Raw genomic sequence first — 17,206 nt, forward strand, 5'->3', positions numbered from 1 at the left:
GGCAGAACCTCCATGACCATCGCCACCGAACTGCCGGCCTCAGACCCGTCCAGCACCTCGGCCACTTCCGCTGCAGCGCCAGGCGGCGCGGCCGCAGGTCCCATCACCATGCTGAACCCGGACTTTCCGTTCAGCTACGACCATTACCTGGCCCACCCGGACGGCCTGGGAAGCGTGCCGGCCGAGCTGCTGGGCACGGAAGTTGCCGTCATCGGAGCAGGGCTTTCGGGCCTGGTCACCGCCTATGAGCTGATGAAACTGGGGCTGCGGCCAGTGGTTTACGAGGCCGACCGGATCGGCGGCCGCCTGCGTACTGCCTCTTTCCCGGCGGCCCCCGGCGTCGTGGCGGACCTTGGTGGCATGCGCTTCCCGGAATCCGGCAAGGCGTTCTACCACTACGTGGACCTGCTGGGCCTGGAAACCCAGGAGTTCCCCAACCCGCTGTCCCCGGCCACCTCCAGCACCGTGATCGAGCTGGCCGGCCAGAAACACTACGCGGAAAAGCCGGGCGACCTTCCGCCGTTCTTCCGTGAAGTGGCGGACGCTTGGAAGGCCGCCGTTAACGACGGCGCCGCGTTCGTTGAGATGCAGGCCGCAATCCGGTCCCGGGACACCGGCCGGATCAAGGAGCTGTGGAACGAACTGCTGCCACTGATGGACGAGCAGACCTTCTACGGCTTCATCGCGGCCAGCGAGTCGTTCAAGAAGGCCGGCTTCGCCCACCGGGAAGCCTTCGGCCAGGTGGGCTTCGGTACCGGCGGCTGGGACACCGACTTCCCCAACTCCATCCTGGAGATCCTCCGCGTGGTCTATACGGACGCGGATGACCAGCACCGGCTCATCAGCGGGGGCGCCCAGCGGCTGCCCGAGGCACTCTGGCAGCACGCGCCGTCGGGCATGGCGCACTGGCCGGAAGGAACCTCGCTGTCGTCACTGCACGCCGGTTCGCCGCGCGGCGCGGTGGGCAGGATCAGCCGCGATCCGGACGGCAACCTGCGGATCCGCGAACGCTGGGGCCGGGAAGCCAGCTATCCCGCTGTGGTCACCACCTGCCAGTCCTGGCTGCTGTCCACCCGGATCCACACCGAGGAGGCCCTGTTCCCGGCCGAACTGTGGACGGCCATCGAGCGCTCGCACTACATGCAGTCCTCCAAGACGTTTGTGATGGTGGACCGGCCCTTCTGGAAGGACATCGACCCGGACACCGGCAACGAGGTCCTCTCGATGACGCTCACGGACCGGCTCAACCGCGCCACCTACCTGCTGGACAACGGGCCGGACCAGCCCGCCGTCATCCTGCTCTCCTACACCTGGAACGACGACGCGCTGAAGTGGCTGGCGCTGGACGCGGACGAGCGCGTGGAGCTGATGCTGCATTCGCTCGAGCAGATCTACCCCGGGGTGGACATCGCCGGGCACATCGTGGGCCAGCCCATCACCGTGTCCTGGGAGGCCGACCCCAACTTCATGGGTGCCTTCAAAGCGAACCTGCCGGGGCACTACCGCTACCAGCAGCGCCTGTTCACCCACTTCAAGCAGGACGCCCTGCCGGAAGCACAACGCGGCATCTTCCTGGCCGGCGACGACGTCTCCTTTACCGCAGGCTGGGCCGAAGGCGCCGTCACCACGGGGCTGAACGCGGTGTGGGGCGTGGTCAACCACCTGGGCGGCTCCTCGGCCCCGGGCAACCCCGGACCGGGTGAACTCCTGGACGAGATCGGCCCTATCTCACTGGACTGAGGCGTGCATTTCCCGGTGCGCCTGGGCCAGCTCGATGTAGCGGGCGGCGTTGGCCCGGACGCCGTCGTACTCCTCGTCGGTGAGCTCGCGGCGGACCTTGCCGGGGACGCCCGCCACCAGTGACCGCGGCGGGACGACCGTTCCCTCCAGGACGACGGCGCCGGCTGCCACCAGCGAGCCGGCGCCGATCACCGCCCCGTTAAGGATGGTGGCGCCCATGCCCACCAGGCAGTCATCCTCCACTGTGCAGCCATGGACGACGGCGGCGTGCCCGACACTGACCCGTTCGCCCACCGTGCAGGGGAAGCCAGGGTCCGCGTGCAGCACCACGTTGTCCTGCAGGTTGCTGCCGGCGCCCACGGTTATTGCGGCGGTGTCGGCGCGCACGGAGACTCCGTAGAAGGCGCTGGAGTCCTGGGCCAGGGTCGCGTTGCCGATGATCGAGGCCGAGGGCGCAACAAACGCGGATTCGTGGACGGCCGGGGTGTTCCCGGCGAAGGGGTAAAGAGGAGCCATGGGCCAAGCCTAGGACATCCGCCCCGGGCCCAACTAGGTAGCACTAAGTGTCGTTTTGGAGGCTCAAAACGGCACTTAGTGCTACTTACTTGGGCGCAGGGGTGCGGAGGACCAGGAACTGGTAGTGCTGCCCCCAGTGGCCGGCACCGGGGCCGGACCAGGTGCCGGTATCCTCTGGCCAGGTGACAAAGTCCTCTATGGCGCAGTGGCGCCCAAAGACTTTCCGGACCGTTGCGTCGGTGCGCCTGCAGGAAAAGCGGGGTACGACGTCGTCCTCCGGGCTCAGTTCCTCTTCATCATTCCCGGACCGCAGGCCGACGGCGATCAGCGCGTCCGGCGCGCACACCCGCACCAGCTCGGCCAGCACGGCGTCGATGTCGTGGGCGGGAACGTGCAGCAAGGTACTCATGCACCACATGGCCGGGAATGAACCGTCCGGGAACGGCAATTGCCGGGCGTCCGCAACCGATACCTCCAAACCCCTGGCCTGGGCGCGCCGGACCTGACCCTCCGCAAGGTCCACGCCCATGTAGTGGATCCCGGCCTGCACGAACTGCAACCCGTCCAGGCCGGTTCCGGTCCCAATCTCCAGGACGGAGTGCCGCCCTTCGGACTTCAGCAGGGCGATGAAGCGCCGGCGCTGCTCCATACGGTGGGGCGACGGCGGAGAGCCGGCGCCGGAAGCGGCCCGCCGGTTGGAGAAATCGGCCAGGCGGCGCCCGCCGTCCTCCGCCCCCGCTTCCATCGCGCCTCCCTGAGGCTCAGTTCGGTCAGTTAAACACGGTCAGTTAAAGACCACAGTCCTGTTGCCGTCCAGCAGGACCCGGTGCTCCGCGTGCCACTGCACCGCCTGGACCAGGGTGCGGCCTTCCACGTCCCGGCCCATCTGGACAAACTGCTCCGGCGTGCGGGCATGGTCCACGCGGATGACTTCCTGCTCGATGATGGGGCCCTCATCCAGTGCCGCCGTCACGTAATGGGCAGTGGCGCCGATCAGCTTTACACCGCGTGCATGGGCCTGGTGGTACGGCTTGGCGCCTTTGAAGGACGGCAGGAACGAGTGGTGGATGTTGATGGCCTTGCCGGTGAGCTCGGTGCAGAGCTCGTCGGAAAGGATCTGCATGTAGCGGGCCAGGACCGTGAGTTCGATAGCGTGTTCGGCCATGATGGCACGGAGCTTGTCTTCCGCCTGGGCCTTGGTGTCCTTCGTGACGGGGATGTGGTGGAACGGAATCCCGTAGAACTCGGCCAGTCCCGCGAGGTCCTGGTGGTTGGACACAATGGCGGGGATCTCGATGGGCAGGGTTCCGGACCGCTGCTGGAACAGCAGGTCGTTGAGGCAGTGGGCGGAGGTGCTGGCCATCACCAGGGTCCGGACCTTTTGCCCCACGCCGCTGAGGCTCCACTGCATGCCGAAGGCCTGCGTTACCGGCTCCAGGGCTGCCCGCAGCTCCGATGCAGCGGCCGGCGTGGTCACCTCTACCCGCATAAAGAAGTTGCCTGTGGCCGGGCTGCCGTACTGCTGCGAATCAGTGATATTGCACCCCGCCACCAGCAGGGCGCCCGTCACCGCATGGACGATTCCCGGGCGGTCGGGGCAGGACAGGGTCACTACGTACGCTTGGTTCAGCTGCTCTTCACTCACGCCTATAAGCCTACCCGCGCAGCAGCGCCCGGATTTGGTAGGCTGGGAGCGTCGCAACTGGCGTTGGGTGGCTAACCACCAGGGAGCGGCAATCACGAAGACCACGGATCGTACGCCTGGGCCGAGGGTCATGTCTTGCCGGAATTGGGGCTGCACCCTGCGTCAGTACTGCAGCGCCATCCTGCGCTTTCACGCCCTGTCAAAAAGCGGTGTGAAAGTGCGCCAGCCGGTAGCCTGACCTAAGCAGTGCCCGTATCCCTAGCCAGGAGTTCTTCGTGACTACTACAGCCACCTCAACAACCGCCGTCAGCAACCAGCCGCTGGCCGAGCTCGACCCCGAAATCGCAGCAGTCCTGGACCAGGAACTCGGCCGCCAGCGCGGCACCCTGGAAATGATTGCCTCCGAAAACTTCGCCCCCCGCGCCGTGATGGAAGCCCAGGGCTCCGTCCTGACCAACAAGTACGCCGAGGGCTACCCGGGCCGCCGCTACTACGGCGGCTGCGAGTACGTCGACGTCGCAGAGCAGCTGGCCATCGACCGGGTCAAGGCACTCTTCGGCGCCGAATACGCCAACGTCCAGCCGCACTCCGGTGCCCAGGCCAACGCCGCCGCGCTGTCCGCGATGATCACTCCCGGCGACAAGATCCTCGGCCTGTCCCTGGCCCACGGCGGCCACCTCACCCACGGCATGAAGCTGAACTTCTCCGGCAAGCTCTACAACGTGGCTGCGTACCAGGTGGAGGAAGACAACTTCCGCGTCGACATGGACAAGCTCCGCGAGCAGGCCATCGCCGAGAAGCCCCAGGTCATCATCGCCGGCTGGTCCGCCTACCCGCGCCACCTGGACTTCGCGGCCTTCCGCTCCATCGCCGATGAGGTTGGCGCGCTGCTCTGGACCGACATGGCGCACTTCGCCGGCCTGGTTGCCGCCGGACTGCACCCGAGCCCGGTGCCGTACTCCGACGTCGTCACCTCCACCGTGCACAAGACCCTCGCCGGTCCGCGCTCCGGTGTGATCCTGGCGAAGCAGGAGTGGGCCAAGAAGCTGAACTCCAACGTCTTCCCGGGCCAGCAGGGCGGGCCGCTGATGCACGTCATCGCAGCCAAGGCCGTGGCCTTCAAGATCGCCGGCACCGAGGAATTCAAGGAGCGCCAGGAGCGCGTCCTCGAAGGCGCCAAGATCATCGCCGACCGCCTCAACCAGGCCGACGTCGCCGAAGCCGGCGTCTCCGTCCTCACCGGCGGCACCGACGTTCACCTGGTCCTCGTTGACCTCCGCAACTCCCAGCTGGACGGCCAGCAGGCCGAAGACCTCCTGCACTCCGTGGGCATCACGGTCAACCGCAACGCCGTTCCGTTCGACCCCCGCCCGCCGATGGTCACCTCCGGCCTGCGCATCGGCACCCCGGCCCTGGCCACCCGCGGCTTCGGTGCCGCCGAGTTCACCGAGGTGGCAGAGATCATCGCCACCGCCATGAAGGCCGGCAACAGCGCCGACGTCGAGGCCCTGCAGGCCCGCGTGGACAAGCTCGCCGCCGACTTCCCGCTGTACCCGCAGCACGAGCAGTGGTGATTTCATGACTGAAACGAAACAGACCGCGAAGATCCTTGACGGCAGGGCAGCCGCTGCCGCCATCAAGTCCGAGCTCACCGAGCGGGTCGCGGCACTGAAAGCCCAGGGCACTACCCCCGGCATTGCCACAGTGCTCGTGGGCGCGGACCCTGCCTCGCAGCTGTATGTGTCCATGAAGCACAAGCAGTCCGTGGAGATCGGGATGAACTCGATCCAGCGCGAGCTCCCGGCCGATGCCACCCAGGCCCAGGTGGAGGCCCTCATTGACGAACTCAATGCGGACCTCGCCTGCCACGGCTACATCGTGCAGCTGCCGCTGCCCAAGCACCTGGACACCGATGCCATCCTCGAGCGCATCGACCCCGCCAAGGATGCCGACGGCCTGCACCCCACCAACCTTGGCCGGCTGGTGCTCAACGTCAGCGGCGAGATTACCTCACCGCTGCCGTGCACGCCCCGCGGCGTCATCGAGCTGTTGGAACGCAACGGCTACAGCCTCGCGGGCAAGCATGTTGTGGTGGTTGGCCGCGGCGTGACGATCGGCCGCTCCATCGGGCTGCTGCTCACGCGGCGGGCCGTGAACGCCACCGTGACCCTGACGCACACCGGTACCGAGAACCTTTCGGAGCTGCTGCGCCAGGCGGACGTCATCGTAGGGGCAGCGGGTGCCAAGCACATCGTCAAGGCTGCCGACGTGAAACCGGGCGCGGCCCTGCTCGACGTCGGCGTTACCCGCGAGACGGACCCCGAGACGGGCAAGAGCAAGGTCCACGGTGACATCGAACCCGCCGCGGCCGAGGTGGCAGGCTGGATCTCACCGAACCCCGGGGGTGTGGGTCCCATGACCGTGGCGCTGCTGATGACCAATGTTGTCGAAGCCGCTGAACGCCAGGCTGGAATCGCCCGGTAGGTCCTTCTTCACGTCCGACGGCGGCCCGCCCCTTGCGCACGAGGGGCGGGCCGCCGTCGGACTTTAAGCACTGAACTGAAAGTCCTCTTCCACCTGCCCGGCGGCTCCACTAGTCTGCGGAGGGTGCATAACAAAGCCACCGTGTCCTCCGGCGCCGAAGCCGGCGCCGTCCAGCCGGCCGAAGAGCCCCACACCGACCCTCCCCGGATTGTCATCACGGCCGAAAACCTGACCAAGACCTACGGCGACGTTGCCGCCGTCGACGGCATCTCCTTCAGCGTCCCCGCCGGGGAGTCCTTTGGCCTGCTGGGGCCCAACGGTGCCGGCAAGTCCACCACCATGAAGATGATCGGCGGCGTTACCCGGCGCACCTCCGGCAACCTCCACATCATGGGCCTGGACCCTGACGCGCACGGGCCGGAGGTACGTGCGCACCTTGGTGTGGTGCCGCAGCAGGACAACCTGGACGAGGAACTGCGGGTCCGTGACAACCTCCTGGTGTACGGCCGGTACTTCGGCCTGCCCATGAGTTACCTGAAGCCAAAGGCTGACGAACTGCTGGAGTTTGCCCAGCTGACGGACAAGGCAAAGTCCAAGGTGGACGCGCTGTCCGGCGGCATGAAGCGGCGGCTGACCATCGCCCGTTCGCTGATCAACGAACCCCGGATCCTGCTGCTGGACGAACCCACTACCGGGCTTGATCCCCAGGCGCGGCACATCCTCTGGGACCGCCTTTTCCGGCTCAAGGAGCAGGGCGTCACGCTGATCCTGACCACGCACTACATGGACGAGGCCGAGCAGCTGTGCGACCGGCTGATCGTGGTGGACAAGGGCCGGATCATGGCCGAGGGGTCGCCGGCGCAACTGATCCGCGAGCATTCCACACGGGAGGTGATTGAGCTGCGCTTCGGCTCCGAACGGAACACCACCATCGCCGCGGAACTGGACGGCATTGGGGAGCGCCTGGAGGTCCTGCCGGACCGGGTGCTGATTTACGCGTACGACGGCGAGGCGGCCCTTGAGCAGGTGGCGTCCCGCGGCCTGCGGCCGCTGACCTCGCTGGTACGGAGGTCCTCGCTGGAAGATGTGTTCCTCCGGCTGACCGGCAGGAGCCTCGTTGAGTGAGAAGGCGGGGTTGGGCCCGGGCGCGGGCCTGGCTGGGAGGACGGACGTGGCCGGGGCGCCTGCGCGGGCGCACAGCCCCGAAGTAGCGGCCGCCAAGGCGAGGCGCTGGGGCGCCTTCTACTACGCCGAGCAGGTGCTCCGGGTGATGAAGGGGTACAGCTGGTCCATCATCATGTACAGCGTGGGCCACCCGGTGGCCTACCTGTTTGCCATGGGCGTGGGCCTGGCAAGCCTGGTTGACTCGCAGGGCGGGGGAGCTTTCGGGGGAGTGGGTTACGTAACGTTCGTGGCGCCGGCGCTGCTGGTCTCCGCGGCAGTCATGACCGCCGCGAACGAATTCACCTTCCCTGTGATGGACGGCTTCAAGTGGCGCCGGACCTACTACGGGCCCCACGCCTCCCCGCTGACGCCCCAGCAGATCGCGGCCGGCCACATCATGGCCGTGACCCTGCGCTTCCTGCTGCAGTCCGCCGTCTATTTTGCGGCTGTTGCACTTTTTGGCGCGGTGGCCGGCGGCTGGGGCTGGGTGACCATCCTGGTGGCCACGCTGGCGGGGCTCGCCTTTGGCCTGCCGCTGATGGCGTACTCCGCGTCCATTACTGAGGACAAGGGCCAGTTCGCCCTGGTGATGCGCTTCATCGTGATGCCGCTGTTCCTGTTCTCCGGCACGTTCTTTCCCCTGGACAGCCTCCCGCTGGCGGTGCGCTGGATCGGATGGATCTCACCCATCTGGCACGGTACAGAGCTGGGGCGGGTCTTTAGCTACGGGTACCGGGAACCTCCGCTGCTGACCGTCCTGCACGTCGTAGTGCTGGTGGGACTGGCCGTGCTGGGCTGGTTCCTGACCCGGAAACAGTTCGCCGCGAGGATGGGCCGATGAGCGCTCTGTTGCCCCCGACACGCGCGGCCGACGCGGCCCGCAACAGGACCTTCGGCCCGTTGTATTCGCGCAACGCCAGGGCCGTGATTTCCCGTGGGCTGCTCGCCACGAAGAGCACCAACTGGCTGGTGATGCTCTCCGGATTTTTTGAACCAGTCCTGTTCCTGATTTCCATGGGAGTGGGGCTGGGCGCGATTGTGGGTTCGGTGCAGGGCCCGGGTGGCGGGGAGATCAGTTACGCCGCCTACATCGCCCCGGCACTGCTGGCTGTCTCCGCGATGAACGGAGCTGTTTACGACTCCACCTGGAACGTGTTTTTCAAAATGAACTTCGCGAAGCTGTACCAGGGCATGCTGTACACGTCGCTGGGGCCGCTGGACGTTGCCTTGGGGGAGATCTTCCTCGCCCTCCTGCGGGGACTGCTCTACGCCATGGGGTTCACGGCAGTGATGGCTGTTATGGGTTTGATCACCACGCCCTGGGCGCTGCTGATGATCCCCGCTTCGGTGCTGATCGCCTTCGGGTTCGCGAGCATCGGGATGGGGATCACCAGCTTCCTGAAGACCTTCCAGCAGATGGACTGGATCAACTTCATCATGCTGCCCATGTTCCTGTTCAGCGCCACGTTTTACCCGCTCAGCGTGTACCCGCAGGCCATCCAGTGGCTCATCCAGGCCATGCCTCTGTGGCACGGGGTGGAGCTGCTCCGCCAGATCAGCGTGGGCACCTTCACCGCGGCCACTCCTATCCACATCGGCTACTACTTGGTGATGACGGCGGTGGGAATGCTGCTCACCACCGTGCGGCTGCGGCAGCTCTTCCTGAAGTAGTCCCTGTTCGCCCCGGGTGGAAGGCGGCGGGAGCACACTCCGGCATTTGAGACAATGGGTGCATGCAATCTTTGGGCAGCTCCAGGTCATCCTCCAAACCCGCCCGGGGCGGATTCTCCCTGTTCCGCATCAGCGGGCCTGGATTGATGGTCCTCGTGACCGCATTCGTTGTGGCAGTCATTTTCGCCGCCAACCAGAACGACGTGGTGGGCTGGGTTGTTGCCGTCATCGCCGCCTTCTGGCTCGCCCTCGCCTGCTTTGTTGTCTTCAGCATTCAGAAGGCAGCCAAGAAAGCGGGAGCCAAGCTGACTGAGGCCCAGAATGCCTTCACCACAGCTGCAGGCCGCGGTCCCTACGCTTCCTCTGACCAGGGCGGAACCCGGGTGGTTGCCGAGCGCAGCCAGGCGGACGAGGTGCGGGACCTCAAGCTGGACCACTCCTTCAAAATCGTCCAGGTGCAGATCCGCGTGGTGGAGGAGGAGCGTGCCAAGGGTGCTGCAGCCAACCAGGACACCATCAACCGCGCCCTGGAAACCATCGAGATCACAGCCACGAATGCAAGGGACATGATCAAGTCCTCCGGCGGCAGCGGAGAGCCGGTCACCGGAACCATCATCGACTAGAGTGGAGCGGGTGATCTCGGCATTGAAGAAGGACCACCTTCGCATCGCATCCGTTAATGTCAACGGCCTTCGGGCTGCCTACAAAAACGGCATGGCGGCGTGGCTTGAGCCGCGCGAAGTGGACATCCTTTGCCTGCAGGAGGTCCGCGCCCCTGACGCCATCGTCCGGCAGCTGCTGGGGGAGGGCTGGCACATCCTGCACGCCGAGGCTGAAGCCAAGGGCCGCGCCGGCGTCGCGATAGCTTCACGTGAAGAACCGCTGGCAACCCGGAACGGCATCGGGGACGATTATTTCGCCACCGCCGGCCGCTGGGTGGAGGCTGATTTCCGGTTTGCCGACGCAGCCGGACACCCTGTCCAGCTCACCGTGGCAAGCGCCTACGTTCACTCGGGTGAGGTGGGCACGCCCAAGCAGGACGACAAGTTCCGGTTCCTGGATGCCATGAGCACCCGCCTCCCGGAACTGACCAAGCACAGCGACCATGCCCTGGTGGTGGGCGACCTCAACGTGGCCCACGCGCCCCTGGACATCCGGAACTCGAAGGGCAACGTCAAGAAGGCGGGCCACCTGCCGGAGGAACGTGCCTACTTCGACCGGTTCTTCGGCGAGGACATTGGCTGGCAGGATGTCCACCGCAACCTGTCGGGCGAGGTTGACGGACCGTATACGTGGTGGTCCCAGCGCGGGAAGGCGTTCGACAACGACACCGGCTGGCGCATTGACTACCACCTGGCCACCCCGGCACTTGCTTCCGCCGCCATCTCGGCGGTTGTGGACCGGGCGGCCTCGTGGGACACCCGCTTCTCCGACCATGCCCCGCTGGTAGTGGACTACCAGCTTTGAGCCCCGAAGGTTTCCTCCCCATGACTAGCCAGACTTCCCCGGCAACCAAGAAGCGCCTCCTCTCCGGCGCCAAGCCCACTGCCGACTCCCTGCACCTGGGCAACTACATCGGCGCTGTCCGCAACTGGGTGGACATGCAGGCGGAGTACGACGCCGTTTTCTTTATCCCTGACCTGCACGCCATCACCGTGGACTTTGACCCGACTGAGCTGGCCAAGCGCACCCGCATCGTGGCTGCCCAGTACATTGCCGCCGGCATCGACCCGGACAAGAGCATCTTCTTCGTCCAGTCCCACGTTCCGGAGCACGCGCAGCTGGCCTGGGCCCTGAACTGCATCACCGGTTTCGGTGAGGCTTCCCGCATGACGCAGTTCAAGGACAAGACCCAGAAGTCCGGCGCCGACGCCGCCACCCTGGGGTTGTTCGCCTACCCCACGCTGATGGCCGCGGACATCCTGCTGTACCAGACGGACCTGGTGCCGGTGGGGGAGGACCAGCGCCAGCACCTGGAGCTGACGCGGAACCTGGCCCAGCGCTTCAACACGAGGTTCGGCCCCACGTTCACCGTTCCGGAGGCCACCATCGTCAAGGAACGCGCCAAGATCTACGACCTCCAGAACCCCAGCGCCAAGATGTCCAAAACCGGCGAATCACCCAACGGCGCCATCCAGCTGCTGGAGGACCCCAAGATCGCGGCCAAGCGCATCAAGTCCGCAGTGACCGATGCCGGCACCGACATCCGGTTCGACTCCGAGGAAAAGCCGGGCGTTTCGAACCTGCTGACCATCTACTCGTCCCTGACCGGAAAATCCGTGGCGGAACTCGAAGCCGAGTACCAGGGCAAGATGTATGGCCACCTGAAGGTGGACCTTGCGGAGGTGGTGGTGGAGTTCGTCACGCCGCTGCGGAACCGCACCAACGAGCTGATGGCGGACCCAGCGGAACTGGACCGGCTGCTGGCGCACGGCGCCGAGCGGGCCCGCGAGATCGCTTCGGTGACCCTCGGCCAGGTGTACGAGCGCATGGGGTTCCTTCCGTCCTTCTCCCTTGCAGGAGTCCGCTAGCGCCATGCCATCCAGCAAAGTCACCGCAAGGGAAGGCTCCCGCTCCACCCAGGTGGCGGGAATGTCCGGTAACCCCCAAGGCGACCCGGCGGAGGCCACCGGCAGGGACGGCGCCGCGCCCCGCACGGAAGACATCAGTGTGGGCGTCATCCTGGGCTTTCCGCCGGAAGTCGCTGAAGAACTGCAGCGCTGGCGGGCTTCCTTCGGTGACCCGCTCGCGGACGTGGTTCCCGCCCACATCACGCTGGTGACCACCACCCCCACCCAGGACTGGGAGGCGACCAGGGAGCACGTGCGGGACGTCGCACGCCGCCAAAGCCCGTTTATGGTCACCATCGCCGGGACCGGGACGTTCCGTCCGGTTTCCCCCGTGGTGTTCATCAATGTGGAGGACGGCTTCACGGAGTGCGTCGACCTGCACGAAAAGCTCCAGCAGGGCCCCCTGCAGCGGGACCTGCCTTTCGCTTACCACCCGCATGTCACCATCGCCCATGATGTGGCCCCTGAAAGCCTCGATGAAGCCGAAACGGTGCTGGAAAGCTACAGGGCCACCTTCCCCGTGGTTAGCATGGGACTTTACGAGCACGATGCTGACGGCATCTGGCAGCTACGGGAAGAGCTGGACTTTGGGAACGAAACTGACCACCATGCCGGGACCCGGTCCGCGGACGCCGGCGGAGCCTCCGCTTCCCACTGATCGGGCACAACTGAAGCTCGCCGTCATCCAGAAGCGGATGGACTGGGGCAAGGCCAGAAGGTCCGACGGCGGCGCGCTGCCCACCCTGCTGGCCATGGTCCAATGGCTGCTCGCCCGGCTCAACACCCTCCGGCCCCTGCGGGCCTTCCAGCACTACAATCTCCAGCGCGGCCCGCTGATGAGCGCCGGCATCGGTTTCAGGATGTTCTTCTCCATCACCGGCCTCCTTGCCACCGGTTTCTCCATTGCAGGCCTGGTCCTCCGGAGCCAGCCGGCACTGCTGGACACCGTCATCGCGAGTGTTGGCCAGAGCGCACCCGGGCTGTTGAAGGTCGGCGGCGGAGAAGGGCTGGTGGATCCCAAGGACCTGCTGAACCCTGACGGACTGGGCTGGACCGCCCTGATCGCTGCGGTGGTTACGGTTTTTACAGCGCTGGGTTGGATTGCGGGCCTGCGTGATGGCCTTCGCGGAGTCCTGCAGCTCCCGCCGCTGAGGACCAACCCGGTCCTCCTCAAGCTGCGCGACGCCGGCACCCTGCTGCTGCTGGGCGTGGCCTTGGTGATCAGCGCCGGCGCCTCCTTGTTGTTCGGCACAGCGGCAGGCTGGGTGGCAGACTTCCTAAGGCTTGACGATGCCGTGGCCGGGCCACTGACAACGTCGGTGAAGATCGCGGTCCCGCTGGTCCTGAGCTGGGTCACGGCCATCATTATGTTCCGGCTGGGGGGAAGCCTGAAGCTTTCCCGCCGGGCACTGCTGGAAGGCACTGTCCTCGCGGCGCTGGGCACCACGGTGTTGCAGGTCTTCAGTACGGAGCTGCTTGCCGGTGCCGGACGGAATCCCCTCCTTGCGCCGTTCGCCATCATCATCGGCCTGCTGATCTGGTTCAACCTGGTCAGCCAGGTGTACCTGGTTGCAGCGGGCTGGGCGGCGGTCCGGGAAGCCGACCTGAACAACACCATGAACGGACACGAGAAGGGAACCCTGGGTGCACGCCAGGTGCAGCCGGGAAAGGTGCCTGTCCACACGGACAATGGCGGCGCGGCTGCTACTGAGCGGCGTCGAGGTCTTGGCCGGCCCCGGCGGCGCTAAAGCCGTCCGGGCAGCGCTAAACCCGGCCCGCCTGCGGCGTCAGGAGGGGTTCCCGGCGTCGAGGTACTGGTCCGCCCAGGCGGCGATGATCCTGGCGGCCCGCGCCGCCTGGCCCTTTCCGGTCAGCAGGTGGTCGCTGCCTTCAAGGGACACGAAGTTCCGCGGATGCCGGGCCGTCTGGAAGATGGTGCTGGCATTCTCGATTCCTACGGTGTTGTCCGTGGGGGAGTGAAGCACCATAAGGGGCTTGTGCAGTTGCTTGATGCAGTCTGTCAGGTCGGCGTTTTCCAGGTCCTCCACAAAATGCTTGCGGATCTCCACCCGCTTCCCGCCAAGGTCCACCTCGGCGCTGCCTTCGCTCAGGATCTTGTCCAGCGCAGCGTCGAACACGTGCGCCACGTGCTTGGGTGAGAAGGGCGCCCCAACGGTAGCGACGGCGTCGAGCTCGGGAATCTCCCGTGCGGCGGCGAGCACAGCAGCGCCGCCGAAGGAATGGCCCACCAGCAGGGAAATCTGCTTCCCTTCGCTGCGCATAAACTCCGCCGCCTTCACCGTGTCCGCGACCTTGTGGCTGAAGGACCCCGCGGACCACTCACCGGCGGAGCCGCCCAGGCCCAGGTTGTCGAACCGGAGCATGCCCACGCCGCTGTCCGCCAGCGCCTTGCACATCCGCGACGCGGAGGGCGCATCCTTACCGAGCGTAAACCCGTGGGAGAAGACGCCCCACCCCTTCACCGGGCCCTCGGGGACGTCGATGATGCCGGAGAGCATCTCGCCGGTGGAACCTGCAAAGGAGACTTTTTCAGAGCGGGACACGGCGTCCCCTTTCGTTCGTTGCGGATGCCCTATCAGTTGTGGTGGCCAAACCGGAGTTTTGGGGACTGGACCTGATAGCGCAACTGGCGGTGCCTCAGTGGTGGAACGACGACGGCGCCGATCCCCTTGAGTGGGGACGGCGCCGTCGTGTGCTTGATCCTTTGTCAGATCTTGCGGGAAAGAATTGCCTGCTTGACCTCTTGGATGGCCTGGGTCACCTGGATGCCGCGAGGGCATGCTTCCGAGCAGTTGAAGGTGGTGCGGCAGCGCCACACGCCTTCCTTGTCGTTGAGGATCTCCAGGCGCATGTCGCCTGCGTCGTCGCGTGAATCAAAGATGAAACGGTGCGCGTTGACGATCGCTGCCGGGCCGAAGTACTGGCCGTCGGTCCAGAAGACCGGGCAGGACGACGTGCAGGCAGCGCACAGGATGCACTTGGTGGTGTCGTCGAAGCGCTCCCGGTCCTCGGCGGACTGAAGGCGTTCCCGGGTGGGCTCGTGGCCCTTGTTGATAAGGAACGGCATGACCTCGCGGTAGGACTGGAAGAACGGCTCCATGTCCACGATGAGGTCCTTCTCCACCGGCAGGCCCTTGATGGGCTCCACGGTGATGGGCTTGGACGTGTCCAGGTCCTTCAGGAGCGTCTTGCAGGCGAGGCGGTTGCGGCCGTTGATGCGCATGGCGTCGGAGCCGCAGACGCCGTGGGCGCAGGAGCGGCGGAACGAGAGGCTGCCGTCCGTTTCCCACTTGACCTTGTGCAGGGCGTCCAGGACACGGTCCGTGCCGTACATCGTAAGGTGGAAGTCATCCCAGGTGGCTTCTTCCGAAACCTCCGGGTTGTACCGGCGGACGCGCAGGTGCACATCGAACGTGGGGATTTCTCCGCCACCGCCGACGCCGGCAGGCAGTTCAATCTTTGAGGCTGGCTCAGCCGTTTCAGCAGTCATCCTAGTACTTCCTCACCATCGGCTCGTAGCGGGTAAAGACAACCGGCTTGGTGGCCAGGCGGATGCCGGCGATTGATTCCGCCGATCCGTCCGCCGGGGCGTGGTCGTCCTTGTACGCCATGGAGTGCTTCATGAATTTCTCGTCGTTGCGTTCCGGGAAGTCCTCGCGGAAGTGTCCGCCGCGGGATTCCTCGCGGTGCAGGGCCGCTACGGTCATCACCTTGGCCAGTTCCAGCAGGAAGCCCAGTTCAACGGCCTCGAGCAGGTCAAGGTTGAAACGCTTGCCCTTGTCCTGGACGTTGATGCGCTTGTACCGCTCCTCGAAGGATGCGATGTCGCGCAGCACCTGGTCCAGGGTCTCCGCGGTGCGGAACACCTGCATGTTGGCGTCCATGGTGTCCTGCAGTTCCTTGCGGATCACAGCCACCTTTTCATCGCCGACGCCGTTGCGGGCAATGTCCAGCAGTTCGGTGGTGTATGCCACCGGGTTCTCCGGCAGCTCCACGAAATCGGCCGTCTTGGCGTACTCTGCCGCTGCGATACCGGCCCGCTTGCCGAACACGTTGATGTCAAGCAGTGAGTTGGTGCCCAAACGGTTGGAACCGTGGACGGAGACGCACGCAACCTCGCCGGCTGCATAGAGGCCGGGGACCACGGTGTCGTTGTCCTGCAGGACCTCCGTGGTGATGTTGGTGGGGATGCCGCCCATGGCGTAGTGCGCCGTCGGGAAAACAGGCACGGGCTCCGTGTACGGCTCCACACCAAGGTAGGTACGGGCAAACTCGGTGATGTCCGGGAGCTTGGCATCGATGTGCGCGGGCTCCAGGTGGGTGAGGTCCAGGAGGACGTAGTCCTTGTTCGGGCCGCAGCCGCGTCCTTCGCGGACCTCGTTGGCCATGGAGCGGGCCACGATGTCACGCGGCGCCAGGTCCTTGATGGTGGGGGCGTAGCGCTCCATGAAGCGCTCACCTTCAGAGTTGCGCAGGATGGCGCCTTCGCCGCGGGCGGCCTCGGAAAGGAGGATGCCCAGGCCGGCCAGGCCGGTCGGGTGGAACTGGAAGAACTCCATGTCTTCCAGGGGAATGCCGCGGCGGAACGCGATGCCCATGCCGTCACCGGTGAGGGTGTGGGCGTTGGAGGTGGTCTTGAAGACCTTGCCGGCGCCGCCGGAGGCAAATACCACGGACTTGGCCTGGAACACGTGGAGCTCACCCGATGCGAGGTCGTAGGAGACCACGCCGGCCACGCGCTTCTGCTTGTACGGCGTGCCGTCTTCGCGGACTGCGTCCTCTTCGACCGTCAGCAGGTCCAGCACGTAGTACTCGTTGTAGAACTCGACGTTGTGCTTGACGCAGTTCTGGTACAGGGTCTGCAGGATCATGTGGCCGGTGCGGTCCGCGGCGTAGCAGGCACGGCGGACGGGAGCCTTGCCGTGGTCGCGGGTGTGGCCGCCGAACCTGCGCTGGTCGATCCGGCCTTCGGGCGTGCGGTTGAACGGCAGGCCCATCTTTTCCAGGTCCAGCACGGCGTCGATGGCCTCTTTGGCCATGACCTCGGCGGCGTCCTGGTCCACCAGGTAGTCGCCGCCCTTGACGGTGTCGAACGTGTGCCACTCCCAGTTGTCTTCCTCGACGTTGGCAAGGGCTGCACACATGCCACCCTGCGCCGCACCGGTGTGCGAGCGGGTGGGGTAGAGCTTGGTCAGTACTGCTGTGCGGGCGCGTTGACCGGACTCGATCGCGGCGCGCATGCCAGCGCCACCGGCACCGACGATGACGACGTCGTACTTATGGACCTGCATACCAGACGCTCTTTCTCTCAAAATTCGCAATAAAACAAGGGGCGGGCGTTGCCCGCTCCGCAAAACAAGGCCCGCGGTTGTACCCGCGGGCCCGGGATGCTGCC

17 protein-coding genes and 1 riboswitch are annotated in these 17,206 nt (G+C 65.8%); of the genes, 11 read left to right on the forward strand and 6 right to left on the reverse strand.

Annotation, left to right across the window (positions count from 1 at the left end):
* The first annotated feature begins 12 nt into the window (after positions 1 to 12).
* Positions 13 to 1,740: a flavin monoamine oxidase family protein gene (locus M1D93_RS06125; RefSeq protein ID WP_461174263.1), complete on the forward strand. Its 1,728-nt coding sequence runs from the start codon at positions 13 to 15 to the stop codon at positions 1,738 to 1,740.
* On the opposite strand, the gene M1D93_RS06130 is transcribed toward M1D93_RS06125, so the two are convergent.
* The 3 genes from M1D93_RS06130 to purU all read right to left on the reverse strand — a co-directional run bounded on the left by M1D93_RS06130 (position 1,729) and on the right by purU (position 3,901).
* Positions 1,729 to 2,256: a gamma carbonic anhydrase family protein gene (locus M1D93_RS06130; RefSeq protein ID WP_461174264.1), complete on the reverse strand. Its 528-nt coding sequence runs from the start codon at positions 2,254 to 2,256 to the stop codon at positions 1,729 to 1,731. The two genes, M1D93_RS06125 and M1D93_RS06130, sit on opposite strands and share 12 nt — an antisense overlap.
* An 85-nt stretch (positions 2,257 to 2,341) precedes the next feature.
* On the reverse strand, positions 2,342 to 3,001 hold the full coding sequence (locus M1D93_RS06135) for a class I SAM-dependent methyltransferase (protein ID WP_461174265.1): 660 nt from the start codon (positions 2,999 to 3,001) through the stop codon (positions 2,342 to 2,344).
* Positions 3,002 to 3,040: 39 nt separating this feature from the next.
* Positions 3,041 to 3,901, reverse strand: a complete 861-nt coding sequence (gene purU, locus M1D93_RS06140) for a formyltetrahydrofolate deformylase (RefSeq protein ID WP_461174266.1) — start codon at positions 3,899 to 3,901, stop codon at positions 3,041 to 3,043.
* A gap of 43 nt (positions 3,902 to 3,944) precedes the next feature.
* A riboswitch (ZMP/ZTP riboswitch) is annotated at positions 3,945 to 4,030 on the forward strand.
* A 146-nt stretch (positions 4,031 to 4,176) separates the two neighbouring features.
* Here purU and glyA point away from each other — a divergent pair.
* The 10 genes from glyA (at position 4,177) to M1D93_RS06190 (ending at position 13,538) form a co-directional block, all read left to right on the forward strand.
* The gene (glyA, locus tag M1D93_RS06145; protein WP_461174267.1) at positions 4,177 to 5,475 is read left to right on the forward strand and encodes a serine hydroxymethyltransferase; all 1,299 of its coding nucleotides are present in this window, start codon (positions 4,177 to 4,179) and stop codon (positions 5,473 to 5,475) included.
* Positions 5,476 to 5,479: 4 nt separating this feature from the next.
* Positions 5,480 to 6,385: a bifunctional methylenetetrahydrofolate dehydrogenase/methenyltetrahydrofolate cyclohydrolase gene (locus M1D93_RS06150; protein WP_461174268.1), complete on the forward strand. Its 906-nt coding sequence runs from the start codon at positions 5,480 to 5,482 to the stop codon at positions 6,383 to 6,385.
* 207 nt (positions 6,386 to 6,592) lie between these two features.
* Positions 6,593 to 7,510: an ABC transporter ATP-binding protein gene (locus M1D93_RS06155; RefSeq protein ID WP_461174942.1), complete on the forward strand. Its 918-nt coding sequence runs from the start codon at positions 6,593 to 6,595 to the stop codon at positions 7,508 to 7,510.
* Positions 7,511 to 7,538: 28 nt separating this feature from the next.
* Positions 7,539 to 8,390: an ABC transporter permease gene (locus M1D93_RS06160; RefSeq protein ID WP_461174943.1), complete on the forward strand. Its 852-nt coding sequence runs from the start codon at positions 7,539 to 7,541 to the stop codon at positions 8,388 to 8,390.
* The gene (locus M1D93_RS06165) at positions 8,387 to 9,220 is read left to right on the forward strand and encodes an ABC transporter permease (RefSeq protein ID WP_461174269.1); all 834 of its coding nucleotides are present in this window, start codon (positions 8,387 to 8,389) and stop codon (positions 9,218 to 9,220) included. Before M1D93_RS06160 ends, M1D93_RS06165 begins: the two co-directional genes overlap by 4 nt.
* A gap of 62 nt (positions 9,221 to 9,282) precedes the next feature.
* The gene (locus M1D93_RS06170; protein WP_461174270.1) at positions 9,283 to 9,843 is read left to right on the forward strand and encodes a hypothetical protein; all 561 of its coding nucleotides are present in this window, start codon (positions 9,283 to 9,285) and stop codon (positions 9,841 to 9,843) included.
* A 10-nt stretch (positions 9,844 to 9,853) separates the two neighbouring features.
* Positions 9,854 to 10,687, forward strand: a complete 834-nt coding sequence (locus M1D93_RS06175) for an exodeoxyribonuclease III (RefSeq protein ID WP_461174271.1) — start codon at positions 9,854 to 9,856, stop codon at positions 10,685 to 10,687.
* Between the two features lie 20 nt (positions 10,688 to 10,707).
* Entirely contained in the window at positions 10,708 to 11,751 is a 1,044-nt protein-coding gene (gene trpS, locus M1D93_RS06180; protein WP_461174272.1) for a tryptophan--tRNA ligase, read from the forward strand.
* 61 nt (positions 11,752 to 11,812) lie between these two features.
* Positions 11,813 to 12,448 (forward strand): 2'-5' RNA ligase family protein, encoded by a 636-nt coding sequence (locus M1D93_RS06185; protein ID WP_461174944.1) that lies wholly within the window; start codon positions 11,813 to 11,815, stop codon positions 12,446 to 12,448.
* Positions 12,449 to 12,485: 37 nt separating this feature from the next.
* Positions 12,486 to 13,538 (forward strand): YihY/virulence factor BrkB family protein, encoded by a 1,053-nt coding sequence (locus M1D93_RS06190; RefSeq protein WP_461174945.1) that lies wholly within the window; start codon positions 12,486 to 12,488, stop codon positions 13,536 to 13,538.
* A 39-nt stretch (positions 13,539 to 13,577) separates the two neighbouring features.
* On the opposite strand, the gene M1D93_RS06195 is transcribed toward M1D93_RS06190, so the two are convergent.
* The 3 genes from M1D93_RS06195 to sdhA all read right to left on the reverse strand — a co-directional run bounded on the left by M1D93_RS06195 (position 13,578) and on the right by sdhA (position 17,102).
* Positions 13,578 to 14,354 carry an alpha/beta hydrolase family protein gene (locus M1D93_RS06195; RefSeq protein ID WP_461174273.1) on the reverse strand — a complete coding sequence of 259 codons (777 nt, stop codon included), beginning with the start codon at positions 14,352 to 14,354 and terminating at the stop codon, positions 13,578 to 13,580.
* A 164-nt stretch (positions 14,355 to 14,518) separates the two neighbouring features.
* Positions 14,519 to 15,301, reverse strand: a complete 783-nt coding sequence (locus tag M1D93_RS06200; RefSeq protein ID WP_163164230.1) for a succinate dehydrogenase iron-sulfur subunit — start codon at positions 15,299 to 15,301, stop codon at positions 14,519 to 14,521.
* 1 nt (position 15,302) lies between these two features.
* Positions 15,303 to 17,102 (reverse strand): succinate dehydrogenase flavoprotein subunit, encoded by a 1,800-nt coding sequence (sdhA, locus tag M1D93_RS06205; RefSeq protein ID WP_461174274.1) that lies wholly within the window; start codon positions 17,100 to 17,102, stop codon positions 15,303 to 15,305.
* Positions 17,103 to 17,206 lie beyond the last annotated feature (104 nt).

Source organism: Arthrobacter sp. Z1-9 (assembly GCF_054792695.1).